Genomic DNA, 18,228 nt, shown 5'->3' on the forward strand with positions numbered 1-18,228 from the left:
CATTAAAAAAGTTGAGCTATCCAAAGGCGGCTTTGGTGCCCAGTACGGCGGCAGACTTTCTTCCATTCTGAACGTGACAAACCTCGATGGTAACCGCGAAGAATTTGAGGGCACCGCTTCAATCAGTTTACTGAGCGCGAAAACCACCGTGCAAATGCCGATCGGCAATATTGGCTCGATTTCAGGATCTTTTCGCAGAACTTATTTTGATAAAACCATCGCGAAAGCCATCGATGATATCCCCAACTATTATTTTTACGACGGCAATGTCAAAGCATTTTTTGATATTAATGCCAAGAACAAACTGACGATTAGCGGTTACGGCGGCGAAGACGTTTTGAATTTAATCTTTAATGAAGATGCCTCGGAAGATGTGGGGTTTAACTACAGCTGGGGAAATACCACCGGCAGCATTCGTTGGACGCGGGTGATTTCACCACGATTGTTCGCTAATTTCTGGATCACCGGAAGTCGGTTTGAGTCAGATTTTGACTTCGGCGATACGATAGATTTTATTGAAAAGAATTTCGTTTCGGATATTACGTTTAAGGGACATTTTGAATATCATCTCTCCACACATTTTACAACCAATTTTGGTTTTGAGCAGAAGAACCTGCATCTCATTTTCCTTCAAGATTTCCCGGGGGGCAAAATCAACATAGACAAGCGGTCAAAACATTATGTTGCATTCCTGCAGCAGGCCTGGCGGCCAACTGTACGCTGGGATATCGAGGCAGGCATGCGCTACAATTTTTTTGCCGCAGACAGAAATTTTCAAAAGTGGTCGCCAAGGTTCTCTGCAAAATATCGCCTGACAGACTCCATTAATTTAAAAGCGGCTACCGGCCTTTACTATCAATTCCTGCATAGAATCCGGAGGGCCTTCATTGCCGACATCTGGACAGCTTCCAACAAATTTCAAAAGGAGTCCTCTTCTTTTCATGCGATTCTTGGATTTCAAAAAGAGCTCAACCGAAACTGGGAGCTTGAAATCGAAGGCTTTTACAAGGATTATAACAATATTTATTCATTCAATGAAAATGTTCTGACAGAGCTAAGCGCTGATGCTTTTGAAAACGGCGAACCGGTTTATACTGAAACCCGGGGCGTATTTAATCGAGGCGATGGTGAAACCAAAGGCATCGAACTGATGTTAAGAAAAGACTTCGGCGCCATCACGGGCTGGCTGGGTTACAGTTTGTCGTTTACAAAATACACAATTGACGGTATCAACCAGGGCCAATCTTTTTCGCCGCGCCATGACAGAACGCAGGCCTTGAACATTGTTGGCAACCTTGACCTGAAAAATGTTTTCAGAAGCTTACGAGGACAGCAGTTGATAAAACATCGTTCAAACTGGAAAGTGGGATTCACCTTCATCTATACGACCGGCCAGCCGATTACGCTGCCCGGGTCTGGCTATTTTACAAATACGCTTCCTGATCGCGAAACCACTGAGTTTGAAATTTATCCGGCTGAAATTAATAATTTTCGACTGCCGCCTTATGCCAGACTGGATATTAGCCTTACATATGAAAAACATTTCAGAAGCTGGTCCATTTTTCCTTATTTGCAAATCTTCAATGTTGGCAATCGCAAAAACGTCTGGTTTCTCGATCACAAACTCTATAATTTTGTGCAAAGAACCGATGTTGAAACCATGTTTCCCATCTTGCCAACAATCGGAGTGAATTTTAATTTTTAATAGAAAGTGTTTGAGTATTCAGGAAAGTGTTCAAGTGTCAAGAATTTCAAAATTCAGCATTCGACTGCATTTTTTCTTAAACACACGAACACGAAAACACCTGAATACTAAGACGAAGGAGAGAACAAAGATGTCATACAAATCTGTATTCATTCTATTAATCACGTTACTAGTTTTTTCTTGCGGCGGCGGCACTGTTGAAATCGACCAAACCTTTGAACCCAAAATCGTCATTCAGGGAATCCTTTTTCCTCAACAGAGAGCGCAAGTTAAAATCATGAGGAATTTTCCATTGGGTACTGTTGTGGATGAAAAGAAAATCATTGTCCGAGATGCACGTGTGTCTATTGTTGACGAATCAGGAACTATCCATGAACTGACTTTTAGTGTCCAAAGGCAATCTTATGAACAGGTCGGCCCGAATCTGGTGATTGATTACGGGAAAACCTACACTTTGGAAGTGGACGCAACCATCGATGGGCAGGAACTTTCTGCAAAATCCACAACCGGGGTGCCCCAGGCAGGTTTTGAAATACTTGAATCAAAATCAGTTCTCGACAGCATGGTTTACCGGGAAAAGGATGAAAATGACGAAGTGAAACTATTTGACGTCAGGTTTAATCGTTCACCTGGTATCGATTTTTATGCGATATCAATTCTCGCCATTGACGCGGACACCTCAACATTCGTTTACGACAATCCCTATGGAGATTTGGATGCCGGCGATGTTATCGATGACTTTGACGATTTTAGATATGCGTTCAACTGGATCCAGGATACACCTTTAGAGGCCGGTGAGTCCCATATGGAAATTTTCTGGTTTTTTACCTGGTTTTATGGTAAGTACCAGGCTATCATTTATGCCGGAGACAAGAATTTTAAGGACTTTTTGGTCACCCATGACCAGGTCAAGGAAATAGATGGTAATTATCACGAACCCGCCTTCCATTTTGAAGGGGACGGCATTGGGGTGTTCGGGTCGGCCATTGCGGATACGGTAAATTTTTGGGTGCTGAGGGAGTAAAACCTGGGCTTGATTGGAAACGCGATATTCGCTACCTTTAAAAGTTTTCCCTGGGGAATAATATTCTTTAAAAATTGGTATTCTCTTACAACTCTCAAAATAAACATTTCCAAAACGAACTAACAGGAAAAAAAGCCCTATGCAAAGAAGCCTTTGGGTTTATTTTTTTATTTGTTTTTCAATCATCTTAACAGCGTGTTCCGATAATGACGACAACAACGGAGGCATCCAGCTTCTCGGCAAGATTGAATTCCAACAGAACATCACCGACGTTTGGGGATACGTTGATAGCGCTGGAAAAGAATATGCGTTAGTTGGCTTCAGCGGCGGCATTCATATTGTAGACGTTAACAACCCTCAAGAACCTGTGTTGGTATCAACGGTTGATACCGTGCCAGGGTTTGATGTTAAGGTCTGGCAGAATTATGCTTATACGGTAAATGGTGTAGGTAACGGTCTCGGCGGCATTATTGACCTGACCGATCCCACAGATCCGAAAGTGGTTGGTAATTTCCCATCTGGTCACAATATTTTTATCGACGACAGCGGCTACATGTATCTTGAGACCGGCAATTCGCAGTTACGCATTTTCAATTTAAATCCCGATCCCATGAATCCAGCCCTGGTTTGGAGCGGCGGTCCAAATGACGGGCACGATGCGACCGTCATCGGAAATCGATTATATGATTTTGCCGGCTTCGGTGGCACAAATATTTATAACGTAACAAATCCTGCAAGTCCACAACTGCTTGGCGGTATTACCGCTACGTTTATTAGTTTCCATCACAGCGGGTGGCCCACTGAAGACGGGAATTTTCTATTTATTTGTAATGAACTTGCTATAAAGGGAGACCCGGATTTAACGGTCTGGGATATTCGTGACCTGGACAATCCCAAATTTGTCACTGAAATAGATGATGAGGAAGACAACATCCATAATCTCTATATCATTGGCGGTTTTGCTTATACCTCTTATTATAATGCCGGCTTTCGCATTTATGATGTTTCTGACCCGACCGACCTCAAATTAGTCGGTGAATTTGATACTTCACCAAACGTAGATATGAACACGGCTTTTCAGGGCGCTTTTGGCGTTTACCCGTTTGCCCCATCCGGCAACATTTATGTGACGGATGTTACCGATGGATTATTTATTTTTTCGTTCAACTCCGGTCAGACTTCAACGAATATAGTTGCCCCCTGACATCTCTACTGACTGCGACTTCATTTAGAAGGTCCCTTTCGTGAATAGATTGTAACCGCGCTTTATTCACTTGAAATAATCCGTTGAATTCCCTACATTTAATCATAATTTTTTTTGTAATTTCGTTGATTTAGTAAGTAATTTTCTTAATGAATTCTTATTAACACGATAGAAATGACGGACACATTTAAGCAGCTTACTGCTATTTTAAACAAACGTATCATGGTTTTGGATGGCGCGATGGGTACCATGATTCAACGCCTCAACTTATCTGAGGAGGACTTCCGCGGCGAGCAGTTCAAAGATCATCCACATTCTCTTAAAGGCGACAACGATTTGCTCTCGATAACTCAGCCGGAGATCATCAAAGAAATCCATCGCGATTTTTTCGATGCCGGTGCCGACATTATTGAGACCAACACATTCAACGGCACTCCGATTTCACAAGCAGATTACCAGCTTGAAAATCAAGTCTACGAAATAAATTTAGGCGCCGCGAAAATAGCCAAAGAAGTAGCGGCTGAAGTAACAGCATCAAATCCAGACAAACCGAGATTCGTAGCCGGCGCTTTAGGGCCCACCAACAAGACGCTTTCTATGTCCCGTGACGTGAATAATCCGGGCTTTCGGGATGTTACGTTTGAGCAGATGGCCGACGCCTACATGGAGCAAACCAGAGGGCTTGTAGACGGCGGAGTGGACATTCTCCTGGTTGAAACTATTTTCGATACTCTAAACGCCAAAGCCGCACTTTTCGCAATCCAGGAATATTTTGTCAAAAGCGGTAAAACGTTGCCGGTGATGATTTCCGGGACTATCGTTGATGCCAGCGGTAGAACTCTTTCCGGTCAAACGACCGAGGCGTTTTGGATTTCAGTTTCACATACCCAGAACCTCCTCAGCGTCGGGTTGAACTGCGCTCTGGGTTCAAAGCAAATGCGTCCGTTTATTGAAGCGCTCTCACGGGTCGCTGACTATAAAACAAGTCTCTACCCGAACGCTGGTTTACCAAATGAGTTTGGCGGTTATGATGAAACGCCTGAGTTTATGGCCGAACAAATTGAGGAGTACGCTCGCAGCGGTTTTCTCAACCTTGCAGGTGGTTGCTGCGGCACAACACCGGCGCATATAAAAGCAATTGCCGAAGCAGTAGCAAAGTACCCGCCGCGAAAAGAGCCCGAAATAAAGCCGTATCTAAGATTAAGCGGTTTAGAACCGGTTGTCGTCACGCCGGACACTAACTTTGTTAACGTTGGTGAGCGCACGAACGTCGCGGGATCGCGCAAATTTGCCCGACTAATCCTAAACGGCGAATTTGAGGAAGCGCTATCCGTTGCGAGGCAGCAGGTTGAAAACGGCGCCCAGATAATCGACGTCAATATGGACGAGGGCATGCTCGACTCCGAAGATGCGATGGAGAAATTTCTGAAGCTGGTTGTGGCCGAGCCTGACATTTCGCGGGTGCCAGTGATGATCGACTCCTCGAAATGGTCCGTGATCGAAACCGGTCTCAGGTGCATGCAGGGCAAGTGTGTGGTGAATTCCATCAGCATGAAAGAAGGCGAGGCACAATTCAAAGAGCATGCACGCAAAATTCTCGAATATGGTGCTGCGGTCATTGTTATGGCGTTTGATGAAAAAGGCCAGGCCGATACTTTTGAACGAAAAATCAAGATTTGCGAGCGTGCTTATAACATTCTTACCAAAGAAATCGGCTTCCCACCTCAGGACATTATTTTTGATCCCAATATTCTCACAGTAGCGACGGGAATGGAGGAGCACAACAATTATGGTGTCGATTATATTAAAGCCACGAGGTGGATAAAAGAAAATCTGCCGCTCGCTCAAGTCAGCGGCGGGGTGAGTAATTTTTCGTTTTCCTTCCGCGGCAATAATCATATCCGGGAAGCCATGCATTCGGCTTTTCTTTATCACGCAATTCAGGCCGGAATGGATATGGGCATTGTTAATGCCGGTCAGTTGGAAGTCTACGCAGAGATCCCAAAAGACCTTCTGGAGCTGGTTGAAGATGTGTTATTGAATCGACGGTCGGACGCCACTGAACGCCTGGTCGACTTTGCTGATAAAGTTAAATCTGAAGGTCAAACCGAAGTCAAACAAGAAGAGTGGCGTAAAGATTCGGTTGCAGAAAGGCTCAAACATGCGCTGGTAAAAGGCATCGTCGAGTATATTGAAGAAGATACGGAAGAAGCGCGGCAAAATTATCCAAGGTCAATCGCAGTGATCGAAGGTCCGCTCATGGACGGCATGAATATCGTCGGCGATTTGTTTGGCTCCGGAAAGATGTTCTTGCCGCAAGTCGTCAAAAGTGCGCGGGTGATGAAGAAATCGGTTGCCTATCTCGTGCCGTTTATCGAAGCTGAAAAAGAAAAATCCGGCGTTTCGAAAGCTCGCGCAAAGATTCTGCTCGCCACCGTGAAAGGGGATGTCCACGATATTGGCAAAAACATCGTCGGTGTGGTACTGGCCTGCAACAATTTTGAAATCATCGATTTGGGAGTTATGGTTTCTATCGAACAAATCCTCGAAACCGCCCAAAAAGAAAAAGTTGATATTATCGGTTTGAGCGGTTTGATTACACCCTCCCTTGATGAAATGGTTCACAACGCAAGTGAAATGGAACGTCTCGGGTTTAAGCTGCCTTTGTTAATCGGCGGCGCCACAACTTCTCGAGTGCACACCGCGGTGAAAATAGAGCCTAATTATTCAGGCCCCACCATGCACGTCCTGGATGCTTCGCGAAGCGTCCCAGTTGTGAATAGTCTAATAAACGAAAAACAGCACAAGGAATTTATTGAAGAAGTACGTGACGAATATAAAAAAGTACGTGAAGATCACAGTCGCAGGCAGGAATCAAAAACGTATTTGACCCTCGAACAAGCCAGAGCGAATAAAGTAAAAATCAACTGGCAGGAATCCCAAATCATAACTCCCCGAAAATTAGGCATAACGACTTTGCAGGATTATCCCCTCACAGAGATAAGAAACTATATTGACTGGACGCCATTTTTCATCACCTGGGAACTGCACGGCAAATTCCCCCAAATTTTCGAAGATAAAAAAGTTGGCGAAGAAGCGGGCAAACTTTATGACGACGCCCAAAAACTTTTAGACAAAGTGGTTGATGAAAAGCTATTGAAAGCAAACGGCGTTATTGGACTTTTCCCGGCCAATGCTATTGGAGATGACATCGAACTTTACACCGACGAAAATCGGGATAAAATACTAAATGTATTACACACGCTTAGACAACAGACACAAAAAACCGGCAGTAACCCGAATCGAGCTTTGGCAGATTATGTTGCGCCCAAAGAAACCGGCATGAACGATTACATCGGAGCATTTGCCGTCACTGCTGGAATTGGCATTGAAAAATTAGTTGAGCAGTTCGAGAAAGAACACGATGATTACAACAGCATTATGGTCAAAGCCCTCGCCGACCGCCTGGCGGAAGCTTTCACAGAGCTCCTGCATGAAAAAGTCAGGAAAGAATTCTGGGGGTATGCATTAGAAGAAAAATTCAGCAATGAAGAGCTAGTCAAAGAAAAATACTCAGGTATTCGGCCCGCACCGGGATACCCTGCTTGCCCGGATCATACTGAAAAAGAGATTCTCTGGGATTTACTCGAAGCTGAAAAGAACACCGGAATAAAACTGACCGAAAGCTTCGCGATGTACCCGGCGGCTTCGGTTTGTGGATTCTATTTTGCCCATCCGCAAACGAAGTATTTTTCTGTTGGGAAGATTGGCAAAGATCAGGTTGAGGAATATCAAAGCCGTAAAACTGTCAGTTTAAAAGAAATTGAGAAGTGGTTAAGGCCCAACCTTAATTACACGACCTAATCCGCTGTTTAGGTTGAGACAGACTGAATCAAGAATTTCTTCAAAAGACAACACACCCTTCCTATCACTAAGATCAAATTTCTTTTGATTTGAATTAATGAATTATGTAAGTTGATTTAACTTGTTTGAGAGCAATTTTTTGGAAAGGAAACAAATGCCGAAAAAATACTGGCTGATGAAATCCGAACCCCATGTCTTCTCACTTGAAGATTTAAAAAACAGTCCCGACTCGACCACCCATTGGGATGGCGTTCGGAATTATCAGGCTCGAAATTTCATGCGGGACCAAATGAAAACAGGCGACCTCGTGCTTTACTACCACTCTAATTGTGACGAGCCCGGAGTGGTAGGAGTTGCTGAAGTTGTTAAAGAGGCTTACCCCGATCACAGCTCATGGGATCAGAAATCAAACTATTTCGATCCAAAATCATCACCCGAAAACCCGCGTTGGTTTATGGTCGACATCAAATGGAAGCAGGCATTTAAACGCCTCGTGAGCTTGCAAGAAATGAAAGAATCCACGGAATTACAAAATATGCGGGTTGTGCAGCGCGGTCAACGACTGTCAGTGCAACCGGTCGACAAAGGGGATTTTGATCACGTGGTAAAAATGGGCATGAAATAGAACTCGCGATTAATAAGAAAATGATTTTGCGCTGTGATAGTAGAATTCCCCCCGGTTGAGACGGCCGACAGCGAAACAGGTCTCCTGGCATTTGGCGGAGATCTCACTGTCGGTTCCCTGGAATTGGCCTACCGAAGCGGCATTTTTCCCTGGCCCACTGAAAACCAACCCATTTTGTGGTTCGCGCCGCCTGAAAGAGCGATCATTGAGTTTAGTGAGTTGAAAATTTCAAAACGTTTAGAGCGCTCCTTGAAGAAATCTCCATTTACTTTTCGTGTAAATTCAAATTTTGTTGAAGTAATCACAAACTGTGCAAACCTGACAAATCGCAGGAAACAGCAGGGAACCTGGATTACCGAAGAAATAATTAACGCTTACAATGAATTTCACAAAGCCGGATTCGCGCAGAGTTTTGAAGTGTTAAACGGGAACGATGAATTAGTCGGAGGCCTTTACGGTGTGCTCATAAATAAATACTTTGCAGGCGAAAGTATGTTTTATAAAGAAACCAATGCGTCAAAATTTGCATTAATTCAAACCGTTCAGTATCTTAAAAAATTAGAGATTAGCTGGATGGACGTCCAGATCCTAAACCCATTTTTAGCTACCTTTGGCGCTAAAGAAATTTCTCGCGAACTTTTTATGGAAAAACTAAATCAAGCCCTAAACGAACCATGGTGAGTGAAAGATCCGATAAAAGTCTTGTTGAGCTCCTGCAAAACAGCAATCAAATTTTGATTTTTTCCGGAGCCGGAATATCTACCGGCAGCGGCATCCCGGATTATCGCGGACCGCAGGGAGTCTGGACTCGCCGCCAACCGGTTTACTACCAGGATTTCATGACTTCAGAACCGGCTCGGATTGAATATTGGGATTACAAATTAGAAGGGTGGGAAGGCTTTCGAAACGCTGAGCCAAATGCCGTGCACCACGCCTGTTCTAAACTTGAGGAAGCAAACAAGTTGTGCATGGTTGTTACGCAAAATATTGATGGGTTACATTCGCGGGCAGGCACTTCGCGAGAAAAGCTGGTGGAAGTGCACGGTACAAATCTGGAAACTGAGTGCCAAACCTGCCTGGAGAGAACAGAGCCCGGGCCTCACTTCGAGGAATTTAAAAAAACTCAACAGGCGCCTCTGTGTCATTGCGGCGGTTATCTTAAACCGGCAACGATTAGCTTTGGGCAGAGTTTGCGGGAAGAAGATCTGCACAGAGCGAACGAAGCCGCTGAGAAAACAGACCTGGTGATTGCACTTGGCTCTACCCTATCGGTACATCCGGCAGCGTCGATCCCGCTTATGGCCGCAAATCGCGGCAGCCCTTATGTGATCATCAACCGGGGAGAGACCGATCAGGATAATCATCCGGCTGTCAGTCTGCGTTTGGAAGGGGACGTAGTGGAAATATTTCCGCCGGCTGTTGAAGCTGCCATAAAATAAATTTTTAACTATGGAATTGTCTTTAAACTTTTGCATTTTTTTGCAAAAAAACATGACATTTTTTCTTTGGAAGATTATTGTCAGATGTGAGATGTCAAACGTGAAACGTGCTCTTCCCCAACACATCATGTTGAGGGAAACGTTTCACATCTCACGTTTTACGTTTGCCCCGATAGTTACTACCAAAATACAAAGGACAGTCGGGGCTTCGCCGCTGGGGGATGACACGGATTCTTAATGAATTGAATTTCTCAAAAAAATCAAGTCTATGTTCTTCCGATCATTTTATGGCAAGAAATACTCGGAGCTAAGTGATGAGCGAAAATAAAGCGGATTTCGATGAACTCATTCAACAGGTCGAAACAATTTTTGTAGACAAAATCCCCTTTAATAAGCTTCTGGGAATGCACGTCGAGTCACTTGATTTTGAAAGCGCCAAAGTTAAAATCGAAATGAGAGACGAGCTGATTGGGAATTTTATTCAGAGGACTCTGCATGGTGGTGTGACATCATCAGTTCTGGATGTTATTGGCGGTTTGACGGCTTTTATGACTTTGCTAAAAAAGATGGAGGGCGCCAGCAGTCAAGAAAAATTGGAAAGGCTGGCGAAATTTGGAACCATAGATTTGCGGGTTGATTACCTCAGGCCCGGACGAGGAAAATATTTTATCGCCCAGGGTTCAGTTCTGCGCACCGGCAAAAAAATCGCAGTAACCCGAATGGAGCTTCACAACGATGAGAAGGTTCTGATCGCTGTCGGGACAGGAACTTATGCAGTGGTTTGATTTTTCACAGGATTTAAAATCACGCTGATAAAGTACAAATCGATCTAAATTTAATTCAGTGAGACTAAAATGAATTCGATTAGCAAATGTTTTAAATTGAAATTACCGTTCAAGTTTTTTCTTTTGGGAATTTTGGTTTTTCTGAACACCTCCCATAATAATGCTTTTTCTCAATCAAATAATAATTCAACCAAAATTCTAAACGCAGCCTTTGTTTGTGTTGACGGCGTTTATAATTCCGAGCTGATGGCGCCTTATGATGTCTTGCAGCACACTTTTTACCGCGATTCCACAAATTACATCCGCTGCTTTATCGTCACCCCCGATGGCAAACCGATCGTCACTTTTGAAGGCATTCGCATAACCCCGGATTATTCTTTTGAAAACGCGCCGCCCGTCGACATTCTGATCATCCCAAGTACGGAAACCAGCATGACCGCCGATCTGAAAAATACAATTTATATAAATTGGGTCAAGAAAACCGCAGAATCGGCTGCTCATGTGATCACAGTTTGCGATGGCGCATTTCCGTTGGCCGCGACCGGTGCATTAAAAGGCAGAGTCGTCACCACGTTTCCGGCAGACCGCGACCGTCTTGCAGAAATGTTTCCTGAGGTAACCGTGAAACACGATGTGAATTTTGTAGTAGATGGAAAGTATATCACCTCTGTTGGCGGGGCGCTCAGTTACGAACCAGCCTTCTATTTGGTCGAAAAGCTTTATTCAACAAAAAACGCCAAGCGAATTGCAAAAGGTTTGGTTTGGGATTGGGAACTTATGAGGGTTCCGCATTTGATAGTTTCCAAAAAAACTGCAAAGTATTAAAAAACACAGGAGAACAGATGTTTTGTCCTGAATGCAAATCGGAGTATCGGCAAGGCTTCACTCGCTGCACAGATTGCGATATGGATCTCGTCCACGAACTTCCATCCGAGGAAGCAGAGTTTGTTGAATACGTACAGGTTTTAGCTACGCATAATGCCGCGGACATCTCTTTCATAAAATCAATTCTGGATGGCGAGGAAGTTGATTACTTTTTGAAAGGAGAACTTTTCAACCAGCTTGAGCCGCCGGTGCAACCGGCAATTCTTATGGTAAGGGAAGACCAGGTTGAAACAGCAAATGATCTCTTAAAAGATTTAAACTTGACTTTTTTGAGTTGGAATCCCAACTCAGCACCTGACGATGAATCTGAACAATGATCTGCTATTCAGTTGCAACTCTGTTCGACACTAAAGCGATTTTATCTCCGGTTGGATTTACAGCAATTCTTGTGATTCCCGTTAAACCCGCTTTTTTGAAATCTGCAACTTCAATCCAATTTTGATCTTTGTCAGATTTCCATTTGAAAAGTTTTGAACCTTGCGCCATCAAAATGCTGCGGCCGGGCGTCCAGGCATAATCTTCACTGCCTTCAAGTGTCTGAACGAGTGGGATAATTTTCCTGCCTTCCAGCTCGAGTTTTTTTATCCACCAGTCGTTCTCACTAACTTTATGCACGAAACTGATTGCATCCCGGTCTGGAATCTTATGCAAAGACCGTCCGATACTTTCGCTGACCTTTTCGTTCATGCCGTTTCTAACGTCAGCCAGGTAAAGTGAATTCGGGCTGCCCAACACGAATAAAGCAACCATGTGCCGGCTCGTCCAGGCATGGTAACCAACGGGTTTAATCTTCTCCAACAACAGGGAGGCTTCTCCGCCATCTAAAGAAAATTTCCACAAGCGCTGGGCAGAATCGGCCTCGACACGAACAGTCGAAAAGTGATTTCCGTCCGGCATGACAGTTGGGGAATATTCGCTTTCTTCCGTTTGTGTAATTCTGATGGTTGACTTGGTGTGCGAATTATATTGATAAATATCCGCCTGACCATCCTTCCGAATTGAGGTGTAAAGCAGCCTCTTTCCGTCCGGTAAAAACATCGGCTGGTTATCGTAACCATCCCGATTAGTGATATTCAGCAGAGAACCGACTTCGATGTGACCGTCTTCTATTTTTAAGTCGGCGATGTAAATATCGGTCGCGGGTTGGCTGAGTAGCGGGTTATAAAAAACTATTAAAATACAAAGAGCAGTGAAAATTTTACACATCGGTTTTATTCTCCTTTACTTATGGGGAAAGATCCGGACGATAAGTATTCAAAAACGAAAGAAATTTGGAAACTTCAATCATGTCTTTCCCCAGGAAACTGATGCTATGTGAATCGATTCGTTCGACTGAGGACAAATAACTCAATACTTCTGAAGGCCGATAATTCTTGAACTGAACTTCCAGCTGAATTGGCGCCTCGAGTTTATAGGGATTAAGTTCTTTAATTCTACCAATTGCTTTTTTGGTTTTTTCTTTGATTACTTTGTAAGCGGCTGCGGGTACCATTGTCCTTACAGAGTGGAAACCGTAAGCCCATTTGACAATGGCGCCCTCGATATCTCCCAAAAGCTGAGTGGCTTCTTTTACAATTGCATCATCACCCGAAATCATGATGACCGGAACATTAAAATGACCGGCAATCGCCGCGTTAATTCCGGCCTCCGGCATTGAAATTCCATTTAAGCGAATGTCGGCAAGTCTGGCGCTCGACATGGTGTGGGCTCGAACACCTTCAGGATTAGTGGTGCTGGAATGGTAACCGATGAAAATCACCCCGTCGAATGTTTCATCTATTCCTTGCATCATCATCAAGGGACGTGGCGAGGAGCGAACGACCTGGATATTCTCAGGTAGTTTTTCAATCAATAAATTTTGGCCATTGCCATGAGAATCGCTGACGAGAATTTCCGTGGCTCCTGCCTCAAATGCTGCTTCAATCGCCGCATTCACCTCCTGGGTCATAAATTCACGGAAGCGCTGATACTCAAAACCCGAAGGTCCAAGCTGCTCTCCTGTAACAGCTCCAACCGTTCCCTCCATGTCTGCGGAAATATAGATTTTCAATTTTTCCTGAGCAGCAGCAGTAGAAGTAAGAATTAAAAAGTAGATAAAAAGGTGCGGCAGTAATTTTTTCATTTTTTTCTCCTTAGTTTAAAAACCTTGCAGGTTTTTAAAACCTGCAAGGTTTAACTTCATTCTTTTTTTGACAAAGGTTCGCGGGATTCAGTCTTCCAACCTTTCCAGCCCGGTCCACGGACAACCCTCCCGGGTTTCGCTCCTGTATGTTCTCCATCCTTTAAAACCTGTGTGCCATTGACAAAAACATGATGAACGCCTGTTGAATATTGATGCGGCTTTTCAAAAGTCGCATGGTCTTGAATGCTTTCCGGATCAAAAATCACGATGTCGGCAAGATGACCTGGCTTCAAAGAACCACGGCGTTTAAGTCCGAGATTCTCAGCGGAGAAAGAAGTTAATCGTCTTATGGCTTCTTCCAGAGGAATGATTTTTTCATCGCGAGCATACTTCCCCAAAAGCCTGGCAAATGAGCCGTAGGCCCGCGGATGAGGATTCCTTTTCAAGAAAACCCCCTCGGGTTCCAGTGAGGCCGCGTCAGAATCAAATGCCATCCAGGGGATCGCGATTTTCTTTTTGATGTTTTGTTCAGACATCAGAAAATATATCGTCCCTACTCTGCTATCATCTTCAATGACGAGATTCATCGCCGTTTCAGCAGGGGAGGTTCCACGCATCTCGGCTACCTCGGTTAAAGTTTTACCAGTCAAAGGTTTGAGTGCTTCGGACTTAAAACCGACAAGTAACATTTTTTCAGGACCGGCAGCCAAAAAAAGGTTTTCCCAGTCGTTTGATGAGGTCAACATTTGTTGTTTGACTTTCCTACGAATGCCTTCATCCTTTAATCGGTTTACCCACGCTTTGTGGCCGCCTTCCTGTACCCAGGGTGGCATAGCAGCATCGAGGCCGGTAGCGCCGGCGACATATGTATACATATCTGCTGTAATTCGCAATCCTTCAGCACGCGCAGCTTCCACCTTCGAGATAACCGCATCGAGTTTTTCCCAATTCGGTTTACCGGAGGCTTTTAGATGGTAGATTTCAGCCGGGATGTTCGCTTCCCGGGCAATCGTAATCAACTCATCAACGGCTTCGAGGAGCCGGTTACCTTCGCTGCGAATGTGCGAAATATACATGCCGTCATATTCCGCAGCAACTTTGCAAAGCTCGATGAGCTCATCGGTTTTGGCGTAAAAGGCCGGTGCATAAATCAAGGAAGACCCAACTCCAAGCGCACCTTCCGCCATTGCTTGCCTGACCAGCTCACGCATCCGGCTCAGTTCTTCCGGAGTCGGCGGACGATCATCATAGCCAATTTCATGAATTCGAACAGTAGTCGCTCCAACAAAAGAAGCCACATTGCAGGAAACCCCGCGATCGACTAAATACTCCAAATACTCACCAAGGGTCGTCCATTCGATTTCGTACTTGATATCTCCTTGACTTTCAAGCTCCTCCTGCTTCATTTTCTCGTTGTACGGCCCGTAGGACCAGCCTTCACCAAAAACCTCTAACGTAACACCCTGGCGAATATCACTTTGGGACCGGCCGTCTTCAATGAGCGATTCCGTCGCCCAGCTCAGCATATTGATGAAGCCAGGTGCCACAGCCAACCCACCCACATCGATCTCCTGTTTGCCCTTTACCTGGTCAAGTGAGCCAACCGCAGCAATGGTATCCGCGCTAATTGCAACATCTCCGGAAAAAGGTATTGAGCCGCTGCCATCATAAATCATACCGTTCCGAATAACGATGTCATAGTCCGCAGTTGGGGTGCAAGCGAAACCGGAAATTAGCAGAATTAAAATAAAGCATAATTTTTTCATAACTTCTCCTCCAGTTATTGATAGTATTGTCAAAAGTTTTTGATTTAATATAGGGCTAACTTTAAAATCTTTAGTAGGTTATGTGCGTTCTGGAGTCCTCCCTCGGTTTTGTTGGTATTGAGACCAAAGGGAAGGCGTGACGGATGACGTAGTCCCGTAAATCGCAACAGGAACAAGTTGTGTCTTTTCAGTGGTTTACACAACTCCGCACATGCCTTAAAAACGCATCACCACCACCTTCGACTTTTATAACTAACACCCTTTCTTTCATAGAACTTTTGACACTACCCTGTTAATTTCGTGAAACCTTAACCCGGACAAACCGGAAATTCCAAATATCAAAAAAACAAATCCCAAGCTTGAATGTTCTGGTCGGTGATAAAACTCAAACTGCAAATGACAATAAACAAAACAACAGTGTCGTCCTGAAATAAGTTGACAGTTATTGGTGTTTTTTCTTTCATTTTTTTTAAAATTAAGGGACCCACTATGCTGCATAACGATACTCTGGTGTTTGATAGTTAAGGCTCGTATGTAATCGTTGTTTGTTGTAAGTGTTAATTGATTGACGAACCAGCTCTTTGGCAACTTGAAAGGAATGGAGTTTTTCTCCAAGCAAGAACTCTGTTTTCAGGATACCGTTGACCCGCTCGGCGATGGCATTCTCATAAACATGGTCTTCTTCGGTCATGCTAATCTTGATTTCATGTTTATTCAGAATGTCAACGTAGCCGTTGCTGCAGTACTGGATGCCCCGGTCAGAGTGATGGATCAGGGTTTTGGGATTTTCAACGCCCCTGAGAGCTATTCTAAGCGCTCTTTGACATCCTTCGATAGCTAAAGTCTGACTGAGATCCCAGCCGACGATTTTGCGCGAATCGAGGTCAGTAATCAGCGCCAAATAGCAGAATCCTTCTAAAGTATCCAGATAGGTAATGTCTGAAACAAAGACTTCATTGGGCCTGGTTACCTCAAGTTTTTTGATGAGATTCGAATATTTCCTGAACCGGTGGTACGAGTTAGTGGTCTTCCTGTAGTTTTTGCTTGGTTTGACCAACAGATTGTTTTTTCTTAAGATATAAAACAATTTATCTCGACCGATATGAAATCCCATATCATTGAGCATTCTGTGGAGTTTTCTCGTGCCAACGCATGGCTGGCTCCTTCTAATGCTTCTGACGGCATCACAGATGACTTGTTGTTCAAGAAAATACTGAATCATCGTTTTCTGACGTTTGTAATAGGCTTGACGAGTCGTATCAAACATCTGATAAATTTGTTTCTTGAAGTATTTCAACTTCTTTTCTTTGACTTTGACGATGACTTTTTTTGTGCCTTCTGGCCAAAAGTTTTTTTTACATCGACTTCATAGCGCTCTTCGACGCACTCGATGAGCGCTTCTAAACAAAGATTCTTCAGATGCGATTGCGCAAGAGCCGACTCTAATTCGCGTTTCTGGCGCTCGAGTTCTTTGAGTTTGTCTTTTTCGTCTCTCATTTCAACACGAACAACTTTTTTAATTAAATGATTCTTGCCATATTTTCTGAGCCACTCATAAATGGTTGGCGAGCTTTTAATATCATAAATCTTTCGGGCTTCCGCAATGGTTAATTTGCCCGATTCAATCTCTGAAATTACTTTTTGCTTAAATGCTGTACTATATTTATACGTAATTCCGCGCCCTGACATAGGTTGCCTCCTTGTTAATTAAATGTCAACCTATAGCAGGACGGGACAGTCTCAATTATAATTCCAGTTTTCAATCAATCTCACTATACATATCAGTGCCTAAAGTCGATTTTAGAAAATAGTCCGCAAGATCTTTACGAGGTTATTATAGTAGATGATCGGTCAACGGATGACACGCAAAAGATACTTAACAATATTAAGAATATAAAGGTTATAACTAACACCGAAAACCTTGGCTTTCTCCAGAACTGTAATAAAGGAAGTAAGGCTAGCAAGGGAGAATTTATCCTATTCTTGAACAACGACACGGAGGTGATGCAAGCTTGGCTCACATCTATGCTATCTATCTTTGAGAGGTTTGAAAAAGTTGGGGCGGTCGGAGCTAAACTCATTTATCCGGACGGGAAATTGCAGGAGGCAGGTGGAATAATCTGGAAGGATGGCTCAGGATGGAACTACGGAAAGAGGGATAATGCTGAAAAACCAGAATACAATTATCTTAGAGAAGTCGATTATTGTTCTGCAGCCTGCTTAATGGTGCGTGCTGATGTGTTCAGTGAGATTGGTTGTTTTGATGAAAGATATATTCCTGGTTATTTCGAAGACACGGATTTGGCTTTTTCGATAAGGGATCAAGGTTACAAAGTCCTCTATCAGCCCCAAGCGGTTGTGATTCACTATGAAGGTGTAAGTGCTGGTAGAGATCTGACGAAAGGATTTAAGCAGTCTCAGGAAATCAACAGGCTAAAATTTGTTGAGAAGTGGCAGACGGTGCTAGACAAGCAACATTACTTGCCTCCCGAGCAACTAACCGATCCCATTACTTTTATTGCTAGGGAGAAATGCGGGCAGAAACGGATTTTGATTGTGGATCACTACGTTCCTGAGTTTGACAAAGATTCAGGTTCCCTTAGAATGTATGAGTACATTAATATTCTAGTTCAGCTAGGCCACAAGGTGGTTTTTTTGCCTGACAATCGTTTTCGATCAATGCCTTACACACAAAGACTTCAGCAAATCGGAGTTGAGGTGCTCTTCGGACACCTTGATTTTGAGGATTATATCATAAGATTTGGTGAGTTTTTTGATATTGCGATTCTAAGTCGTCCACATATAGCAA

At 43.9% G+C, this 18,228-nt stretch carries 16 protein-coding genes; 11 read left to right on the forward strand and 5 right to left on the reverse strand.

Translation table 11 applies throughout. The features are described from left to right. The 10 genes from IH879_07190 to IH879_07235 form a co-directional block, all read left to right on the forward strand. Positions 1-1,705 (forward strand): TonB-dependent receptor (locus IH879_07190; protein MCH7674720.1); only part of this gene is annotated, 1,705 nt, incomplete at its 5' end. Positions 1,706-1,835: 130 nt separating this feature from the next. Continuing rightward, a complete protein-coding gene (locus IH879_07195) occupies positions 1,836-2,729 on the forward strand; it encodes a DUF4249 family protein (protein ID MCH7674721.1) in 894 nt (297 codons plus the stop codon). A gap of 139 nt (positions 2,730-2,868) precedes the next feature. Then, on the forward strand, positions 2,869-3,933 hold the full coding sequence (locus IH879_07200) for a choice-of-anchor B family protein (protein ID MCH7674722.1): 1,065 nt from the start codon (positions 2,869-2,871) through the stop codon (positions 3,931-3,933). A gap of 174 nt (positions 3,934-4,107) precedes the next feature. Then, positions 4,108-7,797, forward strand: a complete 3,690-nt coding sequence (gene metH, locus IH879_07205; GenBank protein MCH7674723.1) for a methionine synthase — start codon at positions 4,108-4,110, stop codon at positions 7,795-7,797. Between the two features lie 154 nt (positions 7,798-7,951). After that, entirely contained in the window at positions 7,952-8,422 is a 471-nt protein-coding gene (locus tag IH879_07210) for an EVE domain-containing protein (GenBank protein MCH7674724.1), read from the forward strand. Between the two features lie 33 nt (positions 8,423-8,455). Then, positions 8,456-9,103, forward strand: coding sequence for a leucyl/phenylalanyl-tRNA--protein transferase (locus IH879_07215; protein MCH7674725.1), 648 nt, complete (start codon positions 8,456-8,458; stop codon positions 9,101-9,103). Then, positions 9,097-9,861, forward strand: coding sequence for a Sir2 family NAD-dependent protein deacetylase (locus IH879_07220; GenBank protein ID MCH7674726.1), 765 nt, complete (start codon positions 9,097-9,099; stop codon positions 9,859-9,861). The genes IH879_07215 and IH879_07220 overlap by 7 nt, the downstream gene beginning before the upstream one ends. Positions 9,862-10,175: 314 nt before the next feature. Continuing rightward, entirely contained in the window at positions 10,176-10,646 is a 471-nt protein-coding gene (locus tag IH879_07225; protein ID MCH7674727.1) for a thioesterase family protein, read from the forward strand. Between the two features lie 69 nt (positions 10,647-10,715). Further along, positions 10,716-11,471, forward strand: coding sequence for a DJ-1/PfpI family protein (locus IH879_07230; GenBank protein MCH7674728.1), 756 nt, complete (start codon positions 10,716-10,718; stop codon positions 11,469-11,471). Between the two features lie 17 nt (positions 11,472-11,488). Continuing rightward, a complete protein-coding gene (locus IH879_07235) occupies positions 11,489-11,848 on the forward strand; it encodes a DUF2007 domain-containing protein (GenBank protein MCH7674729.1) in 360 nt (119 codons plus the stop codon). A 4-nt stretch (positions 11,849-11,852) separates the two neighbouring features. Here the strand turns inward: IH879_07235 and IH879_07240 are convergent, their stop codons facing one another. The 5 genes from IH879_07240 to IH879_07260 all read right to left on the reverse strand — a co-directional run bounded on the left by IH879_07240 (position 11,853) and on the right by IH879_07260 (position 17,108). Then, the gene (locus tag IH879_07240) at positions 11,853-12,737 is read right to left on the reverse strand and encodes a PD40 domain-containing protein (protein MCH7674730.1); all 885 of its coding nucleotides are present in this window, start codon (positions 12,735-12,737) and stop codon (positions 11,853-11,855) included. Between the two features lie 19 nt (positions 12,738-12,756). After that, the gene (locus tag IH879_07245) at positions 12,757-13,653 is read right to left on the reverse strand and encodes a M55 family metallopeptidase (GenBank protein ID MCH7674731.1); all 897 of its coding nucleotides are present in this window, start codon (positions 13,651-13,653) and stop codon (positions 12,757-12,759) included. Between the two features lie 56 nt (positions 13,654-13,709). Further along, on the reverse strand, positions 13,710-15,419 hold the full coding sequence (locus tag IH879_07250; protein MCH7674732.1) for a D-aminoacylase: 1,710 nt from the start codon (positions 15,417-15,419) through the stop codon (positions 13,710-13,712). A gap of 487 nt (positions 15,420-15,906) precedes the next feature. Then, positions 15,907-16,716: an IS3 family transposase gene (locus IH879_07255; protein ID MCH7674733.1), complete on the reverse strand. Its 810-nt coding sequence runs from the start codon at positions 16,714-16,716 to the stop codon at positions 15,907-15,909. Continuing rightward, entirely contained in the window at positions 16,713-17,108 is a 396-nt protein-coding gene (locus tag IH879_07260) for a transposase (GenBank protein ID MCH7674734.1), read from the reverse strand. The genes IH879_07255 and IH879_07260 overlap by 4 nt, the downstream gene beginning before the upstream one ends. A gap of 54 nt (positions 17,109-17,162) precedes the next feature. Between IH879_07260 and IH879_07265 the strand changes: the two genes are divergently transcribed. Further along, positions 17,163-18,228: glycosyltransferase family 2 protein (locus IH879_07265; GenBank protein ID MCH7674735.1), on the forward strand; the 1,066-nt coding region annotated here is incomplete at its 3' end.

Source organism: candidate division KSB1 bacterium (assembly GCA_022562085.1).
Classification (GTDB): domain Bacteria; phylum Zhuqueibacterota; class Zhuqueibacteria; order Oceanimicrobiales; family Oceanimicrobiaceae; genus Oceanimicrobium.